Below are 23,183 nucleotides of genomic sequence, written 5' to 3'. Positions count from 1 at the left end.
ACCCCATCTTTTTACGATACCTCAATGAAGGGGATGCCACTCCATAGTTTTCTGGCTGTCCCAATGGCTACGGAGTCCGGCGTAGCCTTATTCCACGATGCAGTGTTCAATCAACAATTGAAGAAAGTGTTAAATGCCTGGAATGCCTACCTTAAAAGCAGCGAGTCACTTGATAAGTTAGACATATACAACCCTGAAAAAGAGGGTTCCTGGATTTCCAGGGCAGCCTGGAAAGCTGGCGTTTGGGATCAAATGGAACATGACAAGACCAGACAAGGGTACGGCTATGACTCATGGAACTCATTTTTTACACGCAAATTTGTAACCGGTGCGCGTCCATTTATGGGTAATCCGGCTATTGATATCAACATCGGTTGTGAAACAGTGCCATGGCGGTACCAGGACAATCTGGCACTCGAAACCAAATTCTGGATTAAGGATGCAGACTATTCCCTGCTTGATCTCTTCGGAGGTCAAAAACAGTGGGCTGAGCTGTTTGAAGGTGGGCAACTTTATCAAGGTTTCTTATCTGCCAAACACTACCACCGCTGGAATGCACCACTTGATGGAGAGCTTGTACGGTCATGGGTGCAACCCGGAACATACTACGCTCAACGGATCAAACAAAAACAAGGACCTGCTACCTGGAACAGCATAGGGGCACAGCCCTATCTTGGACACGTTGCTGCCCGTGCCATTTTTATATTCAAACACAAAACGGCTGGTTACATTGCTCTCATTCCTATTGGAATGGTCGAAGTATCAACGACTGTTATTGAACCTGACATGGTCGTCGATGAAGGCTCCAGGCCAGTCAACATTTCGCGCGGTACTGACATTGGACACTTCGAACTTGGAGGATCAACGTACATAATGGTCTTTCAGCGAGACAAAGTTAAGCTTGCGGAGTGGGCGGTCAATGCAGCAAAACACCGGAATGATCCCAAACCTACACCACTAGGTAGCGTCATTGGGACTGTGACAGCGCATGAGAACCATTAAATCCGATTAGCTTTTGGAAGCTGGTGCAAAACTCATCCTGAACAGCCTGGTTATTTAGTGCAAACCATTCGTTGGCTGAACAGGATGAATTTTGCTGCTCAATGGTATGAGTCAGGAACGTATTCGCTTCCAGGGTATGCGAAAACACAGCAAAACAAACACAACAACCAGATAAAAGGCCGGTTTGGAGTAATCACTTTTAACCAGCCAGAGATAATGGACCACGGCCAGAATGGCAGCCATATATACAAGACGATGCAGCCTTGACCAGTTTCTCCCCAGTCTGCGCATCATCCCCTTTGTTGAAGTGATGCCCAGAATGACAAGAATAATAACCGCAAGGGCTCCAACAATAATATAAGGTCGCTGGTAAAGGTCTTCCAGCAAGGTCAGCCATTGCCAGCCAAGCATAAAAGCCAGATAGGAAACGGTATGCAACAGGCCATAAAACAGGGTAAACAGGCCGAGCATACGACGAAAACGAATCAGTTTCGAAACCCCTGTCACCTTTCTGAGGGGCGTTATCAATAACGTCAGACAAAGGAAGCGCAAGGCCCACTCGCCCAGATCTTTAGTCAGGGCATTACCAGGGTCCGGTCCCAGCTGATTGGTAAACGCAAAATATACGATCAAACCCAGCGGGACCAGGCAAATGGGTAAGACAATAAGCTTCGATCTGGCTATCCAGTCCATTGTATTTTTTACCGTGAAATATTTTTCACCTCAGAGGGTGACGAAAATATTTAACCCCCTTACACCGGTCTGTTATCTACATTTCCCATAAAGCTACTGGCTGCAGCCAGTGTAGTTCAGAATAATCTTTCTTAATAAGTAAGTACATGCTGCCAATCAACGCCTTTATTTTTGTTCAAAAAACATCAAGCCTCTATGTCGTTTTTTTTAGTATTTTCAGTATTGCTGCCGTTGCAATGGATGGAGAAGAAACAGATCTCCCCATCCCTTCCATCCTCAACCGTTTGTTCGGCGCGGAGTATGGAATGTATGAAAATATGGAGTCGCTATTTTGTACAATGAGAGATTCACATCAATTTGGCTTCACACATTTTGAATTAGCCTATCTTTGGATACTCCTTTGCAACAGGCAGCGCTGCGAAATCGCCTCTTTCGATAGCCACAGGGCAGTAAGAGTCATTAGAAGGGGAGAAACCGTTGATGTTTTTGGTAGCAGTGCAGACGACAATTACTTTCGTAATATTTTTTCTCTCTGGGCTATGTACTCAAGAAGACTGCTTCAAGGCAACGCCGCTGAGCTGCGGATCAGGGCATCACTTTCGTTGATATACCTCGACTCATCATCTAACCCTCTTGTTTTATACCAGAGAATTGAGTCTGACGAGGTCATCACTCTACAGATGAATCCATTCAGGGAACGTAGATGGCCCAGCCTGCGACTTGCTGCTGACTGGATTATTCAGCAGACAAGAGCTAATGCACAAAATATCAGAATAGAGCATTTTATTATTCGAAGAGAGTAAGGCTCGCACTGATAAGAACTGCATCAGCAATAATCAGCTTTATCATCACTTAACATTGATCGATAAAAGTCGACGACGGAATTCGATTGCATAGCAAAGTTCTGGCTATACAGTTCTTTAATCGCTTTCAACTGATCAGGCGTAAGCTGCTGCTGTTCTGCCAGGTTGAAGCTGTCCATATTCCAGTCGCTGAAGCCACGTTCCGGCACTTCCTGGTCCACAATACGAATCACTTCCTTATGCCTGGGGTCTGCTGTCACAACCTTCATTAATCCTTCCAGGTCAGGCTTTTCACCTTCAATAATCTGCATGAATTGCTGGTTGTGATAAAAAAGTAACCCGGTGATGTTGAGCGCCGGGTTATTGTTTTTGGCCGTCTGGGTAATCGTTCGCAGATCGTCAGTTATCTGTGAAGCTTCTCCGGTATAACGACTGGTATAAATAATGAGATGCATTCCCTGTCTCCCTGTTAGTTTCTATTCCCTGTCAAAACCAGATACATCTCATCTGAATTCAAGCCATAAGAACTAATATAAAGGGACAAGGCAAAAAAACAAGAAGCTTTATATGTGACGTTTACCCAGCTCTTTTATTTTCACCTCAGCTTCTCCAAGCACTTCATCACCCAACGGGGTAGTCTGGTACATTTTACGTATACGCCCATCGACGTTTTTTTCAGTAAACGTCAGCAATTCATCCGACACCATTCGTTTGAGCATAGGGTATAACGTCCCCGGGCTCAGCGTATAGCCATGACTTTGCAGATGCTCAATTAACCACGACCCATATAGTTCGCCTTTGCTGGCATGCCGGAGAATGTGAATCTGGATAAACCCTGAAAAGAGTTTACTAATGACCTTGTTTTTTCTTTCAGAACTCATTATCGTAAACCGATATCGTTAATCGATATTGATTTTTATGCAGTGAGGATCGTCTGTCAAGAACGATAACACCATGATCAAGCTGGAAGGTTTACAAGTAGTCCGGGGTGGCAATACTGTGATCAGAGACAGTAGCATCACCGTTCATAAGGGAGAATCCGTTGCGCTGCAGGGACCGTCCGGCTGTGGCAAAAGCACATTGCTGAAAACTCTGGTAGGTGGCTGTGAATGGCAGGCAGGTCATTACCTGTTTAACCACCAGCCGGTTACACCAGACTCTATTCATATTGTACGACTGAAAGCTGGTTATATCGGACAGGAAAGCGCCTTGTCAGGTTCAACAGTTCTTGAGGCCCTCCAACGCCCCTTTTCATTCAAAGTTTTTCGGGCCAAATCATTTCCAGAACACACTCTTTATCGATTAATGGATCAATTTCTACTATCCAGAAGCTTGCTGGAGCATCACCCATCGGAACTGTCTGGTGGGCAGAAGCAGAGGTTCGCCATTATTCGGGTGCTACTGCTTGAGCCCGAATTGATCATTGCCGACGAACCGACTTCAGCCCTGGATGCTGAAAGCCGGAATAATGTCATCGAAGAGCTGCTAGGCAGGGGGCGTACGGTTATTTCAACCTCTCACGATCAACACTGGCTTGACCGATGCGAACGGATTGTCATGATGGACAATGGTCAGATTATCGGAGATAAGCAAAATGTCGTCTGTCATTGATATCAACCTGAACAGTCTGCTGCTCTTTAGTACCTTTTTGCTGATTCCTGCGTTCCTTCTCTATCGCTGGAAGTTGATTGAGCTGAGCCGCAATACGCTTGTCAGTGTCGTACGAATGACGGCACAACTGATGCTGGTTGGCTTATATCTGAAATACCTGTTCGAGCTGAACCATCTGTGGCTGAATATCGTCTGGTTACTGGTAATGATCACTGTTGCCAATATCAGCATTGTGAAAGGTGCAGGGCTAAAGCTGGCGCGTTTTTTCTGGGTGACTCAGGTCAGTTTGATGATTGCGATTGTATCGGTCTGTTTCCTGTTCCTGCTGATCCTGGTTCAGCCAGAACCTTTTTACGATGCCCGCTACCTGATTCCTATCGCCGGTATGTTGCTGGGTAACTGTTTACAGGGCAACATTCGCGCACTGGAAACCTTTTACACCGACCTGCGCCGGGAAGAAGCCTGCTATCATTCCGACCTGCTGCTGGGCGCGACCGTTTCTGAAGCCGTACAACCTTTCTTCCGCAGGGCGGTCAGAGTATCAATGACACCCATCGTCGGCACCATGGCAACACTGGGTATTGTGTCATTGCCGGGTATGATGACAGGTCAGATTCTTGGTGGCGCACTCCCTCTTACGGCAGCGAAATATCAGATAGCCATTATGGTCGCTATTTATCTGTCCATGGTCTGTGCTATCAGCCTTAACCTGCGCCTGAGCCTGCAAACCGCTTTCACCGTATCCGGCCTGCTACGGGACGATATTTTCGCTCGCACCGCTGATTAAGCCTCCACAAAGAGGCTATTCATCAAGTTAACGCATGGTGTAGTCGCGCTCTACTTTAGCAATGCGAATACGGTAGTCGTCAAACAACGCCGACTTACCTTCGTTCTGACACATTTCATGTTTCATAGCGGCTTTCCAGTTGCGGATAGCCTCTTCACTCTCCCAGAATGACAGGCTGCAGATTTTGCCTTCTTTCACGACACTTGAGAAACGTTCGGCAGACAAAAATCCTTCATATTTCACTAGCTCTTCACGCAACATTGCACCTCGCCTGAGGTACTTGTCCTGACAACCTTTCTTTATTTGCACTTCAAAAATAACGGCATACATGGTTGGATAGAAATCCTTAAAACGATTGGTCGATTGGCAACGACTGTTGTTTTAAATGAATTTGCGCAGAGAAAACAGTGCGTTTTCAGCCAGATATTATCGGGCTTCTGCCAGTTCAACATTATCAGGATCAACCGTGTTTACATTCACCCTGTCTTATAAGCCGCCCTTTAACTGGGCCAACATGCTGAACTTTTTTCGTCATCGCGCCATTCCCGGTGTTGAGTGCGTCACCGATAACGCTTATACACGAAGCATTGCCCTCAATGACAGGCAGGGCTGGTTACGACTGACGCCATCCAGCCAGCCCAATGCTTTACAACTGGATATCGAGCTGCCGTTCAGCCAGAAGCTGCTTGAACAGGAAGTCGTAGGCCGAGTGCGAAAAATTATGGATCTGGATGCTCCCATGGATCAGATAGAATTCTGCCTGTCACAGCATGATCTGTTTGCCAGACTGATCGAAAAGCATAAGGGTACACGCCTGCCCGGCTGCTGGGATCCTTTTGAATTTGCGGTTCGTGCCATTCTCGGTCAACAGATCAGTGTTAAGGCAGCAACGACTCTGGCAGGGCGAATTGTCCAGCAATATGGTTCACTTTTGCCTTCTGGTGCGCCTGAAGGCATTACTCACGGCTTTCCAGACTCCTCTGTGCTGGCACAAGCCAGTTTCGATCAGATCGGCTTAACCCGAACCCGTAAAGCGACCCTGATTAACCTTACCCGACAGGTGGCCAGCGGCGCGCTTGAGTTGCATTGCAATGAGGGATTAGACGACTTTGTCCAGAGAATCTGCAGGGAACCGGGCATTGGACCATGGACGGCTCATTATCTTGCCATGCGTGGGCTCAGCCAGCCCGACGCCTTTCCAGCCAGTGACCTTGGAATTATCAAGATGCTTTCAACCGGTGATGATGTGTTGAAACCCAGACAAATTGAAGCCATGGCTGAAGACTGGCGGCCATGGCGCGCTTATGCAGCCATCTATTTATGGCAGGGGTGAAGCATCAGTAAAACCGCTGTAAATCCATACCTTTATATAAATGAGCCACTTCATCCCCGTAACCATTAAACATCAGCGTATCCCTACGGTTCGGGCTTAACAGGGTTGCGGGCAGGCGTCGCTCTGACGCCTGACTCCAGCGGGGATGGCTGACATTCGGATTCACATTGGCATAAAAGCCATACTCTCCGGGTGCAGACAGCGCCCAGGTGGTGTCCGGTATTGTTTCAGTAAAACGGATTTTAACGATGGACTTGATGCTTTTGAAACCGTATTTCCAGGGCACCACCAGCCTGACTGGCGCACCGTTCTGTGGTGGCAGAGTTTTGCCATAAACGCCAACTGCCATAAACGACAATGGATTCATGGCTTCATCCATTCTCAAACCTTCTATATAAGGGTACTGAATGGAACTGAAACGGGACTTCTGCCCGGGCATCTGTTTCGGGTCGTACAAGGTAGTGAATTCAACAAACTTTGCTTTTGAAGTTGGTTGAAAGCGTTTAATCATATCCGCCAGAGAAAAACCCACCCAGGGAATAACCATTGACCATGCCTCGACACAGCGTAGCCGGTAAATGCGCTCTTCCATCGCTTCCGTCCGGAGCAAGTCCTCAAGATGGTAGGTTCCGGGCTTTTCCACCGCGCCTTCAATCACCACCGACCATGGATCAGTGACAAAGTCTTTTGCATGTTCCGCCGGATCGGTTTTCTCATAGCCAAACTCATAAAAATTATTGTATTGAGTCACATTGGCATAAGGCGTAAGTTTTTCATCGGTGACAAAATCACTGCGTTTGTAGGTGGCAACTTTTTCTTTTAACCATTGTGGCGCAGGTAGCTGGGGAATGCCCTGATAGTCACTGCCAGCTGAGACAACGGTTTTATCAGAAGCATCCGAGCAGCCCGTCAGCGCCAGCCCCAGGCCAGCGAAGGCATACTGTCCTGACTTTTTAAGAAACTCCCGACGCTGCTGGTAAATGGATTCTGAAGTGATTTCACTACTGCAGACATCGCTGGCTCTTTTCATTTTTATTAGCATTGTCAGTTTCCGAAAGCTCTGTCTTAATATTATTTGCCCGAACCACCTGTGTTTAAGTCAGGCATTGCCTTCGCCCGGGACTTTATATTTCATCGGGACAGATAATTAAGCTATCCGCTAACAGTAGTGACTGTCCAGTTTATAGCGACACTCTTTAGAACTGGTGATTAAACTCCAGTCGCCAATCCCAGTCGTCATTCATCTCGGTTGCAGCGTAGTTTGCAAATACCCGAATATTCTGACGTGGGTTCAGCTGATAGCTGGCTGCAAGTTCATGATACAAGCCATCCATCACATCAGACATAAACTCATTGTCGTTAAATGTAGTAAAATACATCGGGTTGTAGTTCAGCCATATATTATCTGTCAGGGTTATCTTGCTGTATGTGCCGATAACCGCAAAACTGGATGGAATGGCATAACCCACACTGCCTATCTCGGATTTTTGCCCTCTGATCTCAGCCGAGTCCGTCACCGTCAGGCCGACACCAGCCAGAGGGTAGAACTGTACCGGCCCAATAGCAGGCAGTGCCTGGATAAAGCTGTAGGAAACATTACCGGTATTAGTGTTGAAGTCCCAGTTAGCATCTATCTGGCTGCCACGACCATTGGTGGTATCCAGCTTAAAGTTTCGAAACCGCGCTGAGTTGATGGAATCATTGCCTTCCAGCCCAAGAGAATCAGCACCAAAGCCTTTAATCTCAATGATGTTCATGGCCATGGTATCGACATTGCCAGTGTCATAAGTGTTACCTAACTTAATATTCAACCCCTTATTGGTAACTCCCACTCCTGCCTGGGTATAAACAGCCAGCGGATCAGACATATCCTGCACATCGTCGGCTAACAATGGAGACGATACTGCAATAAAAGTCACTGACAGCATACCTGCTGCAAGATTGGTTTTTACGGTCATTGGGCGATGCTCTGATTTTTTCGGTATAGAACAGTGCAACCTGCCCGGCATACCGGGCAGGTAAACAATCATTGAATGAAAGATTGGTCTGAATAGAACTCAGGGAGTTACGATGTTGAACCAGAATGGGAATACATCAAGTAGTGCAATAAATTCATCAACCCGGGCCTTTTCGCCTTTGATTCGGATTTCGCCCCCTCTGATAGCATCTTCAGTGCTGATTTGCCGCAGATTGATCGCATCCAGAATGTCACGATCCAGAGTAATGGTCGCCTGTGGTTCCTCCATCTGCTTACTCATGGTGTAATTCAACACACCGTTTTCGACCTTCATCATGAATTTTTCGTTCACATCCGGCATGACCACATTGAAGGCCAGCTCGGTTTTAGCCGCTTCAGGATGATTGAGCCGAACACCCAGATAATCCAGATAGGTTTCCAGACTCAGGCTTTTGATAATATCCGGAGAGCTGGTGTTTGGTGTGACAGCAGACATGACGCCAGTACGCAGCTCCCTTGCACCTGAAAGGTAGAAGTTACGCCATGGACCACTTTCTGCCTGATAGCCCATCTGTTCAAGAGAGTCTGCCAGAAGCTCTTTGGCTTCAGTATTTTCAGGTTCTGCAAACACCACATGGTTCAATGCGGTCGCTACCCAGCGGTATTCCCCTCTGGCAAAGTCGACACGGGCTTTTTCAATCACATTGTCAGCTCCACCCATGTACTCAATAAACTTCCGCCCCTCTTCCACTGGCGGTAATTCATGAAGTTCTGCGGGATTTCCACTGAACCAACCGTAGTACAGCTGGTACTGTGCCTTGGCATTATGGCTGACTGAGCCATAGTACCCTCGGTTAGCAAACCCACTGGAAAGACTTTCAGGCAGTTTTACAGCCTCAGCGACTTCCAGCATGGTCATGCCTTTGTTAGCCAGTCGCAGGGTTTCGTCGTGAATATAACGATAGGTGTCACGCTGCCCTTCCCAGAAGTCCACAATCCGTTCATTACCCCAGGTTGGCCAGTGATGGCTGCCAAAGGAGATTTCCACCTCGTCACCATACTGTTCAATGGTTTGCTGAATATATTTCGACCAGTCAAGACCACTTCGAACCTTTGCGCCTCGCAGGGTATAAAGGTTGTGCTGAGTTTTATTGATCTCTTCAGCCTGCATCAGAGCCTTGAACCTGGGGATGTAGAACATAAGTTCAGCAGGAGCCTCGGCACCCGGGGTGTACATAAATTCCATATCGATGCCATCAACCGTCAGGCTGGTTGGCGTCTTGCTGATTTCAATGGTGGGTTCAACAATTGTGAATTCACCGGCCGATGTTGTTGTTCCCAACCCGGAACCCAGAGTACCTGTCGGGCTTTTAGGCAACAGGTTGCCGTACATATAACTGGCTCGACGGCTCATCTGGTTACCAGCCATCAGGTTTTCGTTCACAGATTCCTCGAAGAAGTGAACCGGAGCAATGACTTCAACATCACCAGAGTCAATCTGCTCCTGAGTCACAATACCTTTCACGCCGCCAAAGTGATCACCATGACTGTGCGTAAGAATAACGGCTGACACTGGCAGGTCTTCCACTTTTTCACGCAACAGCTTAATGGCTGCGGCAGAGGTTTCAGTAGAAGTCAGTGGATCTATAACAATCCAGCCAGACGTACCACGAATAAAACTGATGTTCGCCAGATCCCAGGAACGAACCTGATAAACACCTTCAGTGACTTCAAACAGACCGCTGTTGGCATTCAGAACACTTTGCCGCCACAGGCTTGGGTTGGCGGTAGTCGGTGCGTCACCCTTCAGAAAGCGGAAATCTTCCATGGAATAGGCAGGTTTGCCGTCATCGCGCACGATCTGACCTTCCTGCAAATCGGCAATAAAGCCCCGGGTTGCTTCGTCAAAGTCGGTTTTGTCGGAAAAGGGTAACGATGCCTGAACGCTGGCATTTGCAGCTTCAGTGACGGCAGTGGCTGGCTTACCTTCATAAGCTATGGCTGACCCACTTACAATCAGACCGGCGATAACTGTAGACAGGATTGAACGTTTCATTCGAGACCTCGGAAACTATGTCAAAAGAGCAGGGAGCGACTCTTTTATTTCCTGGACACTGTAAAAAAAACGTTCTACTTCATCATTGCAGTACACAGACAAAGTGGATTAAGCACTACTTAATCCAGAGTAAAACCTGCTTTGATTTTATCCCGCAACCATAGCAAGCCAGCATCCCCTTCACGGGAACTGTGCCAGCTCAGATAAACCGGGAATGGTTGAATTTTAAAAGGCAGGGTAAATACATGCAGTCCCAATGCGCCGGTATACTCTTCTGCAATTTTTTTCGGGCAAATACATAGCCAGTCGGTACTGGCAGCCATCGCCATAAGCGTCAGCAGTGAATCATTCCGGTAAACAATTTTTCTGGCCGGCAGGGTTTCCAGCGCCAGAGAATCCATGAACAGGTCATTCATCCTGTAACGGCTCAGGGCAGTATGAGACTCGGCAAAAAAACCATCAAATTCACCAACCGTCCCGATTCTTGGATGGTTTCTGGCACAGGCGGCCACGATATGATCCTGAGCGACCTCCTCATCATAAAAACCCGGAGATTTGAGAGGTAAAGAAGTAATAATCACATCCACCCTGCGAGAGCGCAGCGCATCATGTCTTTCTTCTTCCTGATATAAACAGGGTACCCATTCGAAACTCGCCTTCGGAGCCTCTTCGCTCAACAGGGAATAGGTGTGCCTGATGTAAAGCAGATCATAATTCTGGTCACTGCCAATACAAAATACCCTGTGGCTCAGGGCAGGATCAAAGTCTGCATCCAGAGTAATACTTTGCTCCAGAATACTCAGATGGGGGGTGATCTGTTGCCTTAAAGATATCGCTGCGGCAGTAGGCTTTATGCCTCGCCCCTGACGAACAAAAAGGGGCTGACCCATTTGCCGGGAAAGTCGCGACAATGCCTGACTAACAGCAGGAGGTGTCATACCAAGCTGCTCTGCCGCCTGACTCACAGCCCCGGTGGAAATGACCATATCAAAAATACGTAACAGGTTAAGGTCTGGATGAGGCACGTTGGTAAATAGAGTCTGAAAAAATGGATCAATGAATAGCAAATGATAAGCTAAAAAAAACGCCATCATTTGACAGCGTTTTTATAGTCTGGCATCAGCTGTTTTCCTGCTGTTTTCTCTTACCCATGCGCATAATCGCAGTCACAGGCCCGGAGCAGGCATATGCAAGGAAAATCAACATCAGTACACGGGGAGGGTCAGTAAATACGACAGCAAACCCAAGTACCATGACCAGCAGGAAGATAAAGTGTACCCGTCCACGCAGGTCGATTTTCTTGAAGCTCTGATACTGGATATTGCTGACCATCAGAATTCCTGCACCACCTGTAATCAGGGCTCCGAGGAATGGCACCAGTACTGTCGTATCACCATCAATACCAAAATCACTCAGCGCCCAGACCATGCCAATCACCAGTGCGGCTGCCGCCGGGCTGGCAAGGCCGGTAAAGTAACGGCTGTCAGTCTCTTCAATCTGAGCGTTGAAACGAGCCAGACGCAGAGCGGCACAAGCTGCATAGATAAAGGCTACCATCCAGCCGACCTTGCCCATGTCACTTAATGCCCAGCTGTACGCCACCATGCCAGGGGCCACACCAAAGGTCACCATATCAGCAAGGCTGTCGTACTGTTCACCAAATTTACTCTGGGTGTTGGTCATACGGGCAACACGGCCATCCAGCCCGTCCAGCACCATTGCCACTAATACAGAGATACAGGCAGCGGCATAGAAGCCCGCCTGAGCACTGATGATGGCGTAAAAACCACAAAACAGGTTACCTGTGGTAAACAGGTTTGGAAGAATATAAATGCCTTTGTGGCGAACGGTCTGTCCGCCTTCGACCACTTCTTCAAAATGCTCGTCGACAGGAAACATCCCATCAACCGCATTACCGCTATCTTCGGGTCGTTCCGGTCTATCGGTCATTGCGAAATCTGCTCATCTAACAAAGGCATCACTTTACCACGATTTGCCACTATGCTGTATTTAGCACAGATCAAGCAAACAGCCATGAGCAAGTTGAAGCAGCCTTGAGCGATTTTAAATAGCCCTGGGCGACTTAAACAACCATGAGCCATTTGAAATGGACATTAAAATATTGAGCGTCCTGCCTTCCGGGCAAAATATTTAAGTGCTTCCATACCGACAATCGAATTACCCTTCGGTCCCAGTTCCGGACTCCAGACACAGATCGACATTTCACCCGGAATGATCGCAACAATGCCTCCCCCTACTCCACTCTTGCATGGAAGTCCTACTTTGAACGCAAACTCGCCGGCTTCGTCATAGGTGCCGCAGGTCATCATCAGGGAATTGATTCTGCGTGCCTGAAGTTTGGAAACTACCTGTTCATCCTTGTAAGGGTGCTTGCCATCCTGAGCCAGGAAACGGAAAGCCCGGGCAAGATCACGACAACTCATAGACACAGAACACTGATAAAAATAGAAATCCAGTACACGGGAAATATGGTTATCAAGGTTGCCAAAGCTTTTCAGATAGTTAGCCAGCGCCGCATTACGCTGACCATTGTCGTATTCAGAGCGAAATACTTCTTCATCGTAATGCACGTCTATGTTATTGGACAGACCTCGTACAAAATCAAGGAAGTCCCGTTTGGGGGATTTTACAAATTCCAGCAATGCATCAGTCACCACCAGAGCACCCGCATTAATAAAAGGATTCCGGGGAATACCGTTTTCATACTCAAGCTGGGATAACGAGTTGAACGTGGTACCCGAAGGCTCCACACCGACACGCCTGAACAGGTCTTCACCGGCATAATGCATGGCAAGACTCAGGTTAAAAACCTTGGAAATACTTTGGATTGAGAAAAATTCATCGGCATCGCCGATCACAAAGTCATCACCATCAACCGTACTGATCGCCATTCCAAACTTTCCGGGATCAACCTGCGACAGTGCAGGTATATAGCCTGCCGGTTGACCCTGACCAAAAGTGTCAGCAACAACCTCTGGCAGAGATGCCAGTACGTTCTGGATGTTCTCCATTATTCTGTGATCCTCCGTCAACCAATAACAGTCGGCACTTTTCCATGCCGGTCAATCTGAAAAGAGCCCTTACCGTTTTAAGCGCCTACGAATAAACAGCCTTGAGTGAACAAATAGCCTTGAGCGAATAAAAAGTACGCAGAGATTACGCTGCTTAGCTGTCATTGATCAAGCATCAAACAATCAGGATGAGACTGCTAAGCAATAACAATAGAAATACGTAGTTCAATATTTTTTATATAACTTGAAAATATAAGCTTGCCCGGATTAAACGACACTCATTCCGAATGAGTGATGAAAACAGCTTAAGGAATCCTATGCAGCGTATTACCATGATCGTCGCCATGAGGCAGGAAGCGGCTCCTATCATCGAACACCTGAACCTGTCTGAAGTGGAAATGCACGACCCAATGCTCACCTGTCAGGCATTTCAGGGAAAGTATAAAGACCTGGATATTTCCCTCGTGGTTAACGGCACTGATCGTGAATATAACGTAGAGTCTGTAGGAACTCAGCCAGCGACCATTACCACTCTGGAAGCCATTCGCCAGTTCAAGCCTGACCTGCTGATTAACGCGGGAACCTGCGGTGCTTTTAAAGACAAAGGTAGTGCAATTGGTGACGTTTATATGGGTGAAAAAATCCGTTACTTCGACCGTCGAATCCCACTGGGAGAAGACTATTTTGCCTACGGTGATGGCAGCTATGAATCAAAACTGGCTCAGGATTATGCAACCAGGCTTGGACTGAAGGGAGCTGTTGTATGCACCGGCAACTCTCTGGACATGAGCCCGACCGACGAAGCCATTTTGCGTCAGGAACCTCTGGTGGCTAAAGAGATGGAAGCGGCTGCCATTGCTGCGGTTGCAAAAATGTATAAAACACCACTACTTGCTGTTAAATCCGTCACCGACCTGGTTGATGAAGAATGTACGACGGCTGAGCAGTTTCTGGCTAATCTGGCCAGGGCTTCTGAACTATTGCAACAGAATGTTTTCAAACTGCTGGACGCGCTGAGCAACGAAGCAAAATCTGCTGCTTAAAACGTCTGGATCGTGGCTGCTCCCGCTTTTTCCATCAGGCAGGGAGCAGTTCCAGAGGTATACACATCAAGAATCTCAAAATCTGTTGAAAATTCAGGAAAAATGGCCGTTAGATAGCCTGAACGCCTCCTGCCCGGAGTCTCGGCCCTGGCTTGATCGCAGGACAGTGGCTCAGTGCAGATCTATGCCGTAGGAGGAGTGTCAGCATTATATGAGTGAGCTTACAGTTTTTAGCTATAGAAGCCTTTCAACGTAATTGCACCCCCCGAATTCAGCGTATTTGTTTATCTTAAAAATTGACTAAGAAACTTTGATTATGCTTTTTTAGTGGCTATATTTTTATATAAAACCGTCTCATTTCCTCTTTTCTGGTTAGGATCAAGGTATATCCACCTAAATATGAGAACCAAATAACCTTATGAAAGCGCTAATTATTACTGCTGAAGGGATTGAGCAGCAATATGTCACCAGGCAATTAATGCTTGCGCTGGGCGATCAAGTATGCGGCATTATTGTTGAGCAACACAAAAAGAAAAGAAGTGTTCTTGCGTCATTAAAGCATGGAATGAAACGTTATAGCCCATTGGTGTTTTGTGAAAGAATAGTCACCAAGTCATTGCGCTCACTGATGCGGACAGAACAGAAGCAGCTGTCTGCTTTAAAGCTACATCTTGGCTCGATCAATAAGGAAGACTATATTCCAGCCGACCTGCCTGTTTGTACGCCATATTCGGCAAATGGTTCAGAGAGTATTGTTTTTATTAAAGATATAGCACCCGACTATATCTTTGTTTATGGTACCGGCATTATTAAACAACAGGTCATTAGTTTGGCGAAGTCGTCAATACTGAATTTACATACTGGGATTTCGCCATATTATCGCGGTTGCTCATGTGCATTCTGGCCTTTATATAACAGGGAACCTCACATGGTCGGAGCGACAGTACACCAATGTTCCTTAGAAGTGGATGGTGGGGATATCTACGGTAGATGTAGCGTAAATATCACTGAGCAGGATGATCATCATATCGCGTTCGCAAAATCAGTAAAAGTTGGGGCAAGGTTATATGCAGCGGTGGCAAAAAAATTGCTTGAGGATGAAGCAATAAAGACCATCAGGCAAGACACAAGTATTGGTAAAGAGTATCAATTTAAACACCGAACGATATTACATGATATAAAATTGCTTGCCTATATTTTTAGCGGCGGACTAAAAAGGACTCTCCAGAGCACTAAACATAAGTCACTTCCTTTTAATGACTTCAATATCAGTGGGGAATAACGCAGTGATAAATCAATCTATCATTTTTTCCACTGATTTATTTAGCACAATACTATGTAAATTGAATCTCAGCCCTCATATACGAAAACATAATGATATGCGATTGGTTTTTTATCATGGCATTGGTATGAAAGCAACGCCGTGTATGAAATATTTAAATGATGAAATTACAGAACAGACATTTACACATCAGTTGGATTATTTAACTCGTCACTACACGATCTTATCATTAAAAGAAGCAACAATGCTTATTGAAAAGAATGAACTACATCAGGGTAAGCCTGTATGTACAATATCTTTTGATGATGGCCTAAAGTCTGTTTACACAAAAGCATTCCCCATACTCAAGCAAAAAGGCATTTTGTTTGATGTATTCCTAAATACAGCAGCAGTCGATAACAACCAGCTTTTATGGTTGCACAAACTGAATTATTTGCTAAGCAACTTTGGGGCGACTGAAACATCGAAAGCATTTAACAAGTATATTAAAAACAACATAGAAGAAGCGCCTTCAAGCGCCAAAGGTATTGAAACATGGTGCCGTCAGCATTATGAGTATATATATGAAAATAAACTTTTAGACTCTCTTTTCAGGCATTTCAACTTAAATGAAACAGCCATTGCTCAAGAACAGCAAATGTACCTTACCTGGCAGCAAGTCGATGAAATGAGCCAGTATGGTGCAGGCTTTTATTCACACACACATCAGCATCATCCCTTAAACGCTTTTTCAAAGGTCGAACATGTCGAACGTGAAATCACGTTGGCGCGGGAAATCATGATGCAGCATGGCAAAAGTGGTGACTTTGTCAGTTTCCCATTTGGCATGGAAGTCGATTATGGCAAGGCGAATATTCACAATGCCCTGCAAGCTGGTCATAAATTTGCAGTTGAAGTTGGTGAAGGCATAAACTCCAGAGAAAGAGTCCTGGAGCAGCGGATCATGTCCCGTGTCGAGTTGGGTAATGTATCCGACGATGATGGTCATTTATATTCTGCGATAGAAATGCGACCTGTGATAAAAAGCCGATTAAAAGCAATCAAAGGCTGGTTACGATAACACTCCAGAGAAAAACTTTAATTAGTGCCATTGCATCCTGATGAATGTATTTCAGTATTTGTTAGACAACCATAGACCAGTAAAAATAAACCCTGCCCCCGCGAGGTGATAGGTTTGCAAGCCTTCGCCCAGAACGGGTATCGCAATCAGTGCCGAAAATACTGGTATCAGAAAATTGAACATAGACGCCTGGTTAGCACCTAACACACTGACCCCGAAATTCCACGACAGAAAAGCCACAATAGAAGCAAATATCGTCACATAAACCAGCAGCAGAACCGTCGAGGTATTGATTTCAAAGCCGCCCCGGGTCAGGAACTCCCACAGATAAAAAGGGGCAATAAATAAAACACCAATGCCGACACAAACCGTTAGAAGAACATGGCCACTTAGCGGGAGGTCAAAACGTTTCAGAAACACCGTATAAAGCGCCCAGGTAACTACCGCCACCAGCATTATCATATCGCCTCTGCCAAAATCCAGAGCCAGCAGTACATCCAGACTGCCTTTAGAAAAAATGGCTAAGAGTCCAATGGCAGCCACCATTAAACCGGCGCACTGTGCTTTCCGGGGATAAACTCTGAGAATGGGAATACTTAAAAGAATGCAGATAAATGGCAGTCCCACCTGGATCAAAGCGACATTGACGGCCTGAGTGGTCTGCGCTGCCAGATACAATAGCGTGTTAAAGGAAGAAATACTGGTCAATGCCAGTACCACCAGCTTGCCTTTGTTCTGAAAAATAACCTCTTTTTCCTGCCACACCTGACTGGCAGTAAACGGAAGCATCAAACAAAAAACCAGAGTCCAGCGCCAGAAAGAAAGGGAAAGCGGCTGAATTTCCCCAATACTAAGGCGAGCTGCGACGCTATTGCCCCCCCAGCATAAAGTAGCCAGTATCAAGCCCAAAGCAGCCAGTACTTTTTGATTTCGAGCTTCCCCAATCGTGGATATATACAAAACATTATCTCCGGCCGGGTACCCAGCTCTGATAAGGCTCTCCCCCCTTGAGGGGAGAGCCTCAAGGGGGGAGAGCCTCAAACCAATCCTGAATGCTTAGTTTTTCGTCTTGTCTACCAGTTGGTTCGCAGTAATCCAGGGCATCATTTCACGCAGCTTGCCACCTACCTGTTCAATAGGGTGTGCTGCATTGTTGCGACGATAAGCAGTCATGGACGGATAGTTAGTCGCCCCTTCAACAATAAATTTCCTGGCGTATTCGCCGTTCTGAATATCCTTCAGGCAGTCGCGCATAGCCTGACGGGATTGTTCGTTAATGACCTTCGGCCCCGTTACATACTCACCATACTCCGCATTGTTGGAGATGGAATAGTTCATATTGGCAATGCCACCTTCGTACATCAGGTCAACGATCAGCTTCAGTTCGTGCAGGCATTCGAAGTAAGCCATTTCCGGGGAGTAACCGGCTTCGGTCAGGGTTTCAAAACCAGCCTTCACCAGTTCAACCGCACCACCACAAAGAACAGCCTGTTCACCAAACAGGTCGGTTTCGGTTTCGTCCTTGAAAGTGGTTTCAATAATACCGGTACGACCGCCACCAACGCCGGAAGCATAAGATAAAGCCACTTCTTTAGCCTTACCGGAAGCGTCCTGGAACACCGCCACCAGGTCAGGGATACCGCCACCTTTAACAAATTCAGAACGCACCGTATGGCCAGGAGCCTTAGGCGCAATCATGATCACGTCCAGATCTTTACGCGGCACAATCTGGTTGTAATGAATCGAGAAACCGTGGGCGAACGCAAGGGTAGCGCCTTCACGCAGATTCGGTTCAATCTGTTCTTTGTAAAGCTGGGACTGGAACTCATCAGGTGTCAGGATCATCACGACGTCAGCCTGCTCAACGGCGGCCGACACTTCCTGCACTGCCAGACCGGCAGAAGCAGCTTTTTCCCAGGAAGCCGAGCCTTTGCGCAGACCGACTGTTACATCCACACCTGAGTCTTTCAGGTTGTTGGCATGGGCGTGTCCCTGAGAGCCATAACCGATGATGGATACTTTTTTGCCGCGAATAATGGAAAGATCACAATCCTTATCGTAATAAACCTGCATGTGAAGGCTCCTCTTTATTATGACTTTATTATGAAAATGTTGTTCTTATGTCAGTGCAAATTCGATAGGCGTAAGATAAGTCAGACAACATATTTCGTAAAATGATATATTTGAAAAACAGTATCCCGAATTATGAAATACCAGATAACTGCTTATGGATACCCGACTGCTGAAACACTTTCTCGGCCTTGCCGACAGCCTGCATTTTGGTCGCGCGAGCCAGGCCTGCCATGTCAGCCCTTCCACCCTGAGCCGGAGCATTCAGCATCTTGAAGAAACCCTTGGCGTTTTGCTGTTTGAGCGAGACAACCGCAGCGTGCAGCTCACCCGGGAAGGCTTACTGTTTCAGGAATACGCCAGAGACACCCTGCAACAGTGGGACGGAATCCGTAACCGGTTAATGACTGCTGCTGAACAGCTCAGTGGTGAAATCAGTGTCTACTGCTCAGTCACTGCCAGCTACAGTTTTCTGTACGACATTCTCAGTCAGTTTCGTCAAAGCTATCCCGGCATTGAAATCAAATTGCATACCGGCGACCCGGAACCTGCCATCCAGTATGTATTGTCAGGGCAGGAAGACATTGCCATCGCAGCTCGTCCCGACCAGCTGCCTGCTGAACTGTCGTTTTGTAGCATTGGTCTGTCACCCCTGGTCTTTATTGCTCCCGCTGATGGCAGCGTTAAACATCCGGTCAGCGATCAGGACTGGGCAGATACCCCGATGATCCTTCCTGAAAAAGGCATCAGCCGAAACCGCACTAACCGCTGGTTCGCCAACAAAAACATCAAGCCCAGAATCTATTCACAGGTGGCAGGCAACGAGGCTATTGTCAGCATGGTTAGCCTGGGGTTTGGTATTGGCGTCGTTCCCCGGATCGTAGTCGACAACAGTCCATTGTCAGACCGGGTTCAGGTCATTGATGTAAAACCCTGGCTGCCTGCTTACGACGTAGGACTGTGCGTTCTGGAGAAAAAACTCAGAAACCCTTTGATCAGGGCTTTCTGGTCACTGCTTGATTAATGGAGAAAGGCTCGGTCAGGTACTAAAGACAAAACTTCATTCAACAAAAAGATATACTACTTAGCCTGCTCATACGCTTTATCAGGCAGCCTTCTATCAGGACTTTAATGACAACATTTCAACCCTGGATTAACTCTCTGATTATTGTTAGCAAGTTAAATATTGATCAAGATCAAAACTTAACCTAAAGCAGATGTGTATCTTAATTAAACATCGCTGTTTATTGAAAGTGTATCCACCTGCCAATATTTTTATTCACCCTTATTTAATTGAATAAAATCAGTAAGCAATCTAATTACCTTCCCGACTAAAAGAAGTCAGGGTTCAGTCTTTAAAAGGCTGAGCATAACTTATCATTGCATACCCTGTTTTTTTGTCATTGCGGAAAAAGATGGTGGGAAAAGATAGTGAAAAAGATTGATGTGATCTTTGTGTAACTTTCTCAGCGAAAACAGTTTATTTTCATCCTTTTCGGAAACATGTATGGCTAATCAACATTCTCATACCGATGAGAGAACGGGAGGCATAGGCGGTTATATATCTCTCTTCACCGCTATTGTCTTTTTTTCTGGTGTTTTGCAAAGTGACCAGTGGTGGGGAGTCCTTGACTTTACAACCATGAACGGTGCTTTTGGCAGCATTATTGACGGTGTGGCATTCCGTGGCACCGGCGGTAGCGGTGCTCGTGACGGTTTTCTCTTTGCTCTGGGTCTGGTACCAACCTGTATGTTTGCACTGGGCATGGTTCGGATTTTTGAACACTTTGGTGCGCTTGAAGGCGCCCGCAGTCTTCTTACCCCAATACTGCGAGCCGTTATGGGTATCCCCGGAGTCTGCGGCCTGACCATGATCGCCAGTTTGCAGAACACCGATACAGCTGCTTCCATGACCAAACTGCTTCACGAAAAAGGCGAACTGAACAATAAAGAAATGCATATATTCACGGCATTCCAGTTCTCCTGCGGAGCCACTATTGTCAACTTCATGGGCTCTGGTGCCGTGCTGCTGACCCTGACCAACGCTGATGGTTCGATGGCTGTACCTTCCTCAATCGGCATGATCCTGGGTGTCATCATGATCTGCAAAGTTCTGGGTGCCAACATCCTTCGCTTCTATCTGAATCACCTGGAACGCAAAGGTGCTTTCCAATCTCAAGCAAACAACAAAAACATGGAGGTGGCTCATGGCTGAGAAAGCACAAAAGCAGATGCTCACTGATATTTTCGTGGGCGGCGCGCGTGAAGGCTGGAACATGGGTGTGGGGAGTATTATCCCTAACGTCATGATGGCATTCATTGTTATCAAGGCTTTGAGCATCACAGGTGCTATGGAGCTTTTCGGCAACCTGTTTGCTCCATTGATGGGACTGTTTGGTGTACCGGGTGAAGGAGCTGCGGTACTGATGGCTTCCTTTATGTCCGCTGGCGGTGGTGTCGGCGTGATGATGAGCCTGTTTGCAGATGGTGTGCTCTCCGGTGAACATCTGGCGATTCTGGCTCCGGCCAACTACCTGATGGGCTCTACTGTACAGTACGCAGGCCGCCTTCTGGGTGTAGTGAGCATTGAAGCCCGTTTTTACCCGATTATGTTTGGGCTGGTGACCTTGAATGGTTTTATAGCCATGCTGCTGATGCGGGTTCTTATCTGATTGAACAGCAGACCTGACCAGTAGCGGTCAGGTCTGAACGCTTTATTTTTCTTTTTTGTTTAGAAGTAAAAAATATCATGTCCGTAAACTGGCACGCACTCTATATTGACCATATTCAGCAACTGCAAACCCGCTACGCAGAAGCCCTTGAAGACACCGGCTTTGATGCGGTTGTCATTCACTCCGGCGCTGAGAAAGTACGTTATCTGGATAATAAGGTTTACCCTTTCTGGGGACACACCCATTTCCGCCAATGGGTAGCCGGTGTTCCTAACACGCATTCCCTGCTGTTGATTCGCCCTGGCAAAAAGCCAGTTCTGGGCTGGTATCAGCCAAGAGACTACTGGCATGCACCGGCACAAATTCCCGAGGAGTACTGGGTTGACTCTTTTGATATCGAAGTGATCCGCACTCCCGACCAGTTGCAGAACCTGCTTCCGGAGGGTGAGTTGAAAATCGCAGCTCTCGCTGAAGATGAAGCCCTTCTTAACAGCTGGGGTGTCGCAGACGTTAACCCTGAAGCCCTGATGGCGCGACTGGACTGGTTCCGCGCCTATAAAACACCTTATGAAGTGGAAACCATTCGTGAGGCCAACCGGATTGCTGCCAAAGCTCACTGTGCTGCCGAAAAGGCTTTCCGCAACGGCGACACCGAACTGCAGATTCTACTGAAATACCTGCAGGCCGCAGACCACCGGGAATGTGAACTGCCTTTCCCCGCTACCGTGGTGCTGAATGAACGTGCATCCACCCTACACTGTAGTGGTTACAAGCGTGTACCGGATGAAGAGTCCCGATCCTTTCTGATTGATGCCGGCACCACTTATCGTCATTACGTTGCCGACATCACCCGTACTTACGCCGCTAAACCAGGCATTTTTGCCGACCTGGTTGCACGCATGGACAAAGAGCTGCTTGAGATCATCAGCACGCTGAAACCAGGGGTCAATTACACCGACGTTCATGAAGACATGCACCGTCGTATTGCCTCCATGCTGAGTGACTTTGGTATCGTCAGGGGTACTGCTGAAGCCATCTTCGAGAAGAAATACACCCACACGTTCTTCCCTCATGGTCTGGGACATTTTATTGGTGTCAACTGTCATGATGTGGCGGGCTGGCAACTCAATAAGGAAGGTGACAGCACCGGTCAGCATCCGGTCTATCCATTCCTGCGCCTGCAGCGTGTTCTTGAGCCGGGCATGATGTTTACTGTAGAACCCGGCCTGTACTTTATTGAAACCCTGCTGGAAGAACAGGAAGGCAATGAAGACTTTAACTGGGAACTGATCGACGAACTGCGTCCATACGGCGGCATCCGTATTGAAGATAATATCCTGATTACTGAAGACGGTTATGAAAACCTGACTCGTCCGGCCTTTGCCGAAATGGAAGGGTAAAATACCCTTCCGGAAATAAGACTCTGGCAGGCTCAGGCCAGCCAGAGTTTATCTGGTCAACATTTGATGTCTGTCAATTTATTCCAATAGCGCTTAATTTAACCAGTCATCAGAATAGTTTAAAATCAACCCTGAATTTCATTTAACGTTTGCCCCATTCTCAACAATGAAAACTGACATTTACCAACAGCTTTCCTTAAGCAGCCTGCGAGCAATGCTTGGCTTGTTTGGCGGCCGGTGCCTGTCTGTTTATTACGAATATCTCTTCACGGGCTAATTAAGCTTTTCACATTTTTCAAAACAATTCGTTTTGCAACGATTGGAGTCTGCAAAGGTTTTGTCGTGCCTGAAAAAATGTGCTTCAAAAAACAACTGTTGTTTT

Annotated in this window: 24 protein-coding genes (1 of these 24 cut by a window edge); 12 read left to right on the top strand and 12 right to left on the bottom strand. The window is 47.0% G+C overall.

Annotation, left to right across the window (positions count from 1 at the left end; translation table 11 throughout):
- A protein-coding gene (locus V5J35_RS14605) for a phophatidylserine decarboxylase associated domain-containing protein (protein ID WP_354007847.1) crosses the window boundary here: on the top strand, positions 1-1,002 show its 3' portion. 471 nt of this gene lie to the left of the window's left edge; only the last 1,002 of its 1,473 coding nucleotides appear in the window; its start codon lies off the left edge, out of view; its stop codon occupies positions 1,000-1,002.
- A gap of 111 nt (positions 1,003-1,113) precedes the next feature.
- Here V5J35_RS14605 and V5J35_RS14600 read toward each other — a convergent pair whose 3' ends face one another.
- Complete coding sequence (locus V5J35_RS14600; protein ID WP_354007846.1) at positions 1,114-1,635, bottom strand: protein-methionine-sulfoxide reductase heme-binding subunit MsrQ; 522 nt, start codon at positions 1,633-1,635, stop codon at positions 1,114-1,116.
- Between the two features lie 206 nt (positions 1,636-1,841).
- On the opposite strand from V5J35_RS14600, the gene V5J35_RS14595 reads away from it, so the two are divergent.
- Entirely contained in the window at positions 1,842-2,498 is a 657-nt protein-coding gene (locus V5J35_RS14595; RefSeq protein ID WP_354007845.1) for a hypothetical protein, read from the top strand.
- Positions 2,499-2,521: 23 nt separating this feature from the next.
- Here V5J35_RS14595 and V5J35_RS14590 read toward each other — a convergent pair whose 3' ends face one another.
- Together V5J35_RS14590 and V5J35_RS14585 are read right to left on the bottom strand one after the other, a co-directional pair.
- Complete coding sequence (locus V5J35_RS14590) at positions 2,522-2,953, bottom strand: BLUF domain-containing protein (RefSeq protein WP_354007844.1); 432 nt, start codon at positions 2,951-2,953, stop codon at positions 2,522-2,524.
- Positions 2,954-3,061: 108 nt separating this feature from the next.
- Positions 3,062-3,379, bottom strand: a complete 318-nt coding sequence (locus tag V5J35_RS14585) for a PadR family transcriptional regulator (RefSeq protein WP_354007843.1) — start codon at positions 3,377-3,379, stop codon at positions 3,062-3,064.
- Positions 3,380-3,452: 73 nt separating this feature from the next.
- Between V5J35_RS14585 and V5J35_RS14580 the strand changes: the two genes are divergently transcribed.
- Together V5J35_RS14580 and V5J35_RS14575 are read left to right on the top strand one after the other, a co-directional pair.
- Entirely contained in the window at positions 3,453-4,109 is a 657-nt protein-coding gene (locus V5J35_RS14580; protein ID WP_354007842.1) for an ABC transporter ATP-binding protein, read from the top strand.
- Positions 4,093-4,896, top strand: a complete 804-nt coding sequence (locus tag V5J35_RS14575) for an ABC transporter permease (protein ID WP_354007841.1) — start codon at positions 4,093-4,095, stop codon at positions 4,894-4,896. Before V5J35_RS14580 ends, V5J35_RS14575 begins: the two co-directional genes overlap by 17 nt.
- Before the next feature lie 27 nt (positions 4,897-4,923).
- Here the strand turns inward: V5J35_RS14575 and V5J35_RS14570 are convergent, their stop codons facing one another.
- Positions 4,924-5,226, bottom strand: coding sequence for an antibiotic biosynthesis monooxygenase family protein (locus V5J35_RS14570; RefSeq protein WP_354007840.1), 303 nt, complete (start codon positions 5,224-5,226; stop codon positions 4,924-4,926).
- Between the two features lie 136 nt (positions 5,227-5,362).
- Between V5J35_RS14570 and V5J35_RS14565 the strand changes: the two genes are divergently transcribed.
- The gene (locus tag V5J35_RS14565) at positions 5,363-6,229 is read left to right on the top strand and encodes a DNA-3-methyladenine glycosylase family protein (protein WP_354007839.1); all 867 of its coding nucleotides are present in this window, start codon (positions 5,363-5,365) and stop codon (positions 6,227-6,229) included.
- A gap of 4 nt (positions 6,230-6,233) precedes the next feature.
- On the opposite strand, the gene msrP is transcribed toward V5J35_RS14565, so the two are convergent.
- From msrP to V5J35_RS14535, 6 genes are all read right to left on the bottom strand, one after another.
- On the bottom strand, positions 6,234-7,271 hold the full coding sequence (gene msrP / locus V5J35_RS14560; RefSeq protein ID WP_354007838.1) for a protein-methionine-sulfoxide reductase catalytic subunit MsrP: 1,038 nt from the start codon (positions 7,269-7,271) through the stop codon (positions 6,234-6,236).
- Between the two features lie 154 nt (positions 7,272-7,425).
- The gene (locus tag V5J35_RS14555) at positions 7,426-8,187 is read right to left on the bottom strand and encodes a hypothetical protein (RefSeq protein WP_354007837.1); all 762 of its coding nucleotides are present in this window, start codon (positions 8,185-8,187) and stop codon (positions 7,426-7,428) included.
- A 99-nt stretch (positions 8,188-8,286) separates the two neighbouring features.
- Entirely contained in the window at positions 8,287-10,242 is a 1,956-nt protein-coding gene (locus V5J35_RS14550; protein WP_354007836.1) for an alkyl/aryl-sulfatase, read from the bottom strand.
- Positions 10,243-10,361: 119 nt separating this feature from the next.
- A complete protein-coding gene (locus V5J35_RS14545; protein ID WP_354011302.1) occupies positions 10,362-11,333 on the bottom strand; it encodes a LysR family transcriptional regulator in 972 nt (323 codons plus the stop codon).
- A 28-nt stretch (positions 11,334-11,361) separates the two neighbouring features.
- Positions 11,362-12,192: a CDP-diacylglycerol--serine O-phosphatidyltransferase gene (pssA, locus tag V5J35_RS14540; RefSeq protein ID WP_354007835.1), complete on the bottom strand. Its 831-nt coding sequence runs from the start codon at positions 12,190-12,192 to the stop codon at positions 11,362-11,364.
- A 164-nt stretch (positions 12,193-12,356) separates the two neighbouring features.
- Positions 12,357-13,274 carry a glutaminase gene (locus tag V5J35_RS14535; protein ID WP_354007834.1) on the bottom strand — a complete coding sequence of 306 codons (918 nt, stop codon included), beginning with the start codon at positions 13,272-13,274 and terminating at the stop codon, positions 12,357-12,359.
- Between the two features lie 317 nt (positions 13,275-13,591).
- Between V5J35_RS14535 and V5J35_RS14530 the strand changes: the two genes are divergently transcribed.
- The 3 genes from V5J35_RS14530 (at position 13,592) to V5J35_RS14520 (ending at position 16,659) form a co-directional block, all read left to right on the top strand.
- A complete protein-coding gene (locus tag V5J35_RS14530) occupies positions 13,592-14,317 on the top strand; it encodes a phosphorylase family protein (RefSeq protein ID WP_354007833.1) in 726 nt (241 codons plus the stop codon).
- A 418-nt stretch (positions 14,318-14,735) separates the two neighbouring features.
- Positions 14,736-15,599: a formyl transferase gene (locus V5J35_RS14525; protein WP_354007832.1), complete on the top strand. Its 864-nt coding sequence runs from the start codon at positions 14,736-14,738 to the stop codon at positions 15,597-15,599.
- Positions 15,600-15,726: 127 nt separating this feature from the next.
- Entirely contained in the window at positions 15,727-16,659 is a 933-nt protein-coding gene (locus V5J35_RS14520) for a polysaccharide deacetylase family protein (protein ID WP_354007831.1), read from the top strand.
- A gap of 51 nt (positions 16,660-16,710) precedes the next feature.
- On the opposite strand, the gene V5J35_RS14515 is transcribed toward V5J35_RS14520, so the two are convergent.
- Both V5J35_RS14515 and ilvC read right to left on the bottom strand, forming a co-directional pair.
- The gene (locus tag V5J35_RS14515; RefSeq protein ID WP_354011301.1) at positions 16,711-17,562 is read right to left on the bottom strand and encodes a DMT family transporter; all 852 of its coding nucleotides are present in this window, start codon (positions 17,560-17,562) and stop codon (positions 16,711-16,713) included.
- Between the two features lie 153 nt (positions 17,563-17,715).
- Positions 17,716-18,732, bottom strand: coding sequence for a ketol-acid reductoisomerase (ilvC, locus tag V5J35_RS14510; protein ID WP_354007830.1), 1,017 nt, complete (start codon positions 18,730-18,732; stop codon positions 17,716-17,718).
- Between the two features lie 154 nt (positions 18,733-18,886).
- Here ilvC and ilvY point away from each other — a divergent pair, with 154 nt between their 5' ends.
- The 4 genes from ilvY (at position 18,887) to pepQ (ending at position 22,801) form a co-directional block, all read left to right on the top strand.
- Entirely contained in the window at positions 18,887-19,753 is an 867-nt protein-coding gene (gene ilvY / locus V5J35_RS14505) for an HTH-type transcriptional activator IlvY (protein ID WP_354007829.1), read from the top strand.
- Between the two features lie 483 nt (positions 19,754-20,236).
- Positions 20,237-20,944 (top strand): nucleoside recognition domain-containing protein, encoded by a 708-nt coding sequence (locus tag V5J35_RS14500; protein WP_354007828.1) that lies wholly within the window; start codon positions 20,237-20,239, stop codon positions 20,942-20,944.
- A complete protein-coding gene (locus tag V5J35_RS14495) occupies positions 20,937-21,401 on the top strand; it encodes a YjiG family protein (protein WP_354007827.1) in 465 nt (154 codons plus the stop codon). Before V5J35_RS14500 ends, V5J35_RS14495 begins: the two co-directional genes overlap by 8 nt.
- Before the next feature lie 77 nt (positions 21,402-21,478).
- A complete protein-coding gene (gene pepQ / locus V5J35_RS14490) occupies positions 21,479-22,801 on the top strand; it encodes a Xaa-Pro dipeptidase (RefSeq protein WP_354007826.1) in 1,323 nt (440 codons plus the stop codon).
- The last annotated feature ends 382 nt before the right edge of the window (positions 22,802-23,183 follow it).

This window comes from Endozoicomonas sp. NE40 (assembly GCF_040549045.1).
Taxonomy (GTDB): Bacteria; Pseudomonadota; Gammaproteobacteria; order Pseudomonadales; family Endozoicomonadaceae; genus Endozoicomonas_A; species Endozoicomonas_A lisbonensis.
Note: the sequence above shows the minus strand (reverse complement) of the source record. Positions and strands in the feature narration are given on the sequence as shown.